The 2871-nt window shown below is 51.8% G+C and carries 2 protein-coding genes and 1 pseudogene; all 3 read left to right on the top strand.

All coding sequences use genetic code 11. The features are described from left to right. The coding region (locus B7G52_RS23730; protein WP_205853111.1) for a hypothetical protein at window positions 1-543 on the top strand (543 nt) is incomplete at its 5' end. Then, a complete protein-coding gene (locus B7G52_RS23485; protein WP_141397537.1) occupies window positions 540-1217 on the top strand; it encodes a hypothetical protein in 678 nt (225 codons plus the stop codon). The genes B7G52_RS23730 and B7G52_RS23485, both read left to right, overlap by 4 nt. Window positions 1218-1285: 68 nt before the next feature. After that, a pseudogene (locus B7G52_RS23480) lies at window positions 1286-2871 on the top strand (hypothetical protein); the annotation flags it as partial.

The raw sequence follows: 2871 nt of genomic DNA, 5'->3' as shown, positions 1-2871 counted from the left end.
AGCGACACCTACGTGTTCCAGAGCGGTGACGGCCTGGACACCATCCTGGACAGCGATGGCAAAGGCAGCCTCCTCCATGATGGCGACACCCTGGCGGGCGGTGCGCAATATGGCGACACCCGTGTTTACAAAAGCACCGACGGCAAACATCTGTATACCCTTGCCGGCGAGAGCACCCTCATCATCGATGGCCAGATTGTGGTGCAGGGTTATGACAAGGCGCGTGCTGACTTGGGAATCACCTACAGTGACGCGCCTGTGGTGAACAATCCGGACACCAACAACGACATCAAAGGCGACCTCAAGCCGATAGACACCAATCCCAATCAGGACGGCGACCAGTTAGAAAACGATGCCCTTGGCAACATCAAGACCGGCAATATCCTGGGTGATATTGACTGGCTGGCCTCCAGATTTAACTGGAGCGTCGTCAACAATCATTTCCAACCCACCTCCGGGATAGCCCATCCCGCCGAGTTGCTGGCGATTAGTGCAATGAACGATGCGAAATATGGAAATTCATTTATAAGGAAAACAGCATGAACTACAGAAGTAGGCTACAGAGAGTATTCAAAATAATCGGATTGGCATTGACACTGGGAGTCAGCATGACAGCATGTTCACAAACGCGATGGAAGGAAGAAGTTCTGCTGCATGACGGGACGATCATCACCGCTGAGCGCGTATACAACCTAGGCAATTTTCCCGGTTTTGATGCGACTGAGCGTTTGCCGCTTGATGAAACCGTAACTTTCAATTTGCCCAACGCCACAAGCATCATCTGGAAAAGCGACTTCAGAGATGCGGCACCTGAGCCGAATAGTTTGAACCACTTTCGCTTTGACATCGTGGCAGGCATACCGTACTTGGCCACCTATCCTGCGGGCTGCATTGCATACAACAAGTGGGGCAGACCTAATCCACCGCAAGTGCTGCTCAAGTACGGTGCAGGGCAATGGCAGCGCATCACTTTTTCCGAGCTGCCCCCAGCGCTGATAAACAAAAGCGCCAACGTGGTTGTAGGCAGACCTGCAACGAGTTTGTTGAAACCCTTCTACACCGTGGCTGATGTTAATGCCAAGAATGCATTGATCAGTACGCCTGAATACAAAACCATCCTGCGGGAGCCCGTGCAAGGAAATGATGCAGTAACAAGTTGTCCTGATTTCAACTCTCAGCGTTACCGAAGTCCCAAAGCACCGATTCCAATGAAGTGAGTAATTGATATTTAGTGAATCAGCAGTCTATTTGAAGATCGCATCGGAACAATCGAAAGAAATATGTAATGACCACAGTAATCGACTACGCATTAATGGCGGGAGCTTCTTACATTTCAAACCGTGATATCAAAAATCAGTTCCCAACCCCCGAAGGATGGACGTCGTTTTTTCACGTTCCAAATAATCCTGATTTTCCGAATTTCACAAGTGCGTCAGGCTTCGAGGCAATCTCCTTCACAAATGGCTCCGAAATCGTTATCTCCTATGCAGGCACAGATTTCAGCAGTCTGAGCACTGACTTTTATTACGGCAACATCCCACTTGCCTTGGGCATTCTGTCAGACCAACTGCGGCACGCGGCTGACTACTACTTGCAGATCAAGGAATCTAACCCCGGTGCTGCAATTACTTTTACCGGGCATAGTTTGGGCGCAGGTCTGGCTTCTCTCATGGCCGTATTTTTTGATGAGAACGCATACACGTTTGATCAAGCCCCGTTCCGCGCAACTGCGGAAGGTCGAACTGTCGCCACCCCGGACGGGTCCGTCGTTACGCGCTCTGCTGCACAAGATTTACGAACCTATTTGGCGGGAAGTATCTCGCCTGGAATGCTGGCAACGCTGGATGCTTACATCGTCGCTTTGGACGTTTTTAACACCAACAAAATTGCAGCAGATACGCTGGCAGGCCGTGAAGGCCGAGTCACTAATTTGAATGTTCAAGGCGAAATTCTATCGACTGCGCCCGTGACTTTATTCGATCGGATTGGCGTACAAGCTGATGCCAACAACATCAGCATCAACACCGCAGGGGTAGGTGCAAGCGACTTGCACTCGCAAGCCCTATTAACTGCCTTTTTGCAAAGTGGCGATTTGCCAACTACCACATCATCGCAAAAAACATTGGGGCAAGCCACCTTCAAACTGCCCGACTTGTTGAAGTTGATTTTCGATAAAAAGCTTTTTGCAACTGACCCACTTAACAAAGACAATCCTCAAGAAAACTTCCTAGAGCGCATCGTCAAACACGAGACTGGTATAGGCACGGTCCTTCCCCTGGACCAAATGGTCACCCGCTTCACGGCTGACCTGTGGAAGCTAGCCCAAGACAACGGCTTGACCATGATAGACGGCAACGCAGGCTTCTTTAGCAGTGCCACCAACAACGTTAGCAAAGCGTTGACCGCCTTCGCCATGCAGATGTACTACGAAGACACCGCCAACGCGACAAACGCGGACAAGCGGCTATTCAGTGATGTCACAGGCGGCATCCAATTCGACATCGCCGATGTGTCCAAGAAGTTCGCCGCAGCATTTCAGGCCAATGAAAAGCTCACCCTGACCGAAGCCAAAGGCTTCGATCTCTATTTCAAAAACTACCTAGCATCGTCAAGCTTCACTGGCAGCGAACGCCAGCTAATACAGTCCATCCTGCCCTACATGCGCGACTGGTACGTGCAGGCCGGTGCCAATGGCCTGGCCAACACCGACATCCTGAATCGTGGCGCTTTCATGCTGGGCGGCGGCAGCAGCGATGCCCTGGTGGGCGGCAGCGCCGCCGACCTGCTGGTGGGCAACGCCGGCGACGATGTACTCATGGGCGGAACCGGCAACGACACCCTGCTTGGCGGACTGGGCAGCGACACCTACGT

Origin of the sequence: Polaromonas sp. AER18D-145, assembly GCF_002379095.1 — a bacterium.
Taxonomy (GTDB): Bacteria; Pseudomonadota; Gammaproteobacteria; order Burkholderiales; family Burkholderiaceae_C; genus Polaromonas.
Note: the sequence above shows the minus strand (reverse complement) of the source record. Positions and strands in the feature narration are given on the sequence as shown.

Bases quoted from the DNA above. Each gene is read 5' to 3' on its own strand.
- B7G52_RS23485 (WP_141397537.1), top strand. From the start codon at position 540: ATGAACTACAGAAGTAGGCTACAGAGAGTATTCAAAATAATCGGATTG.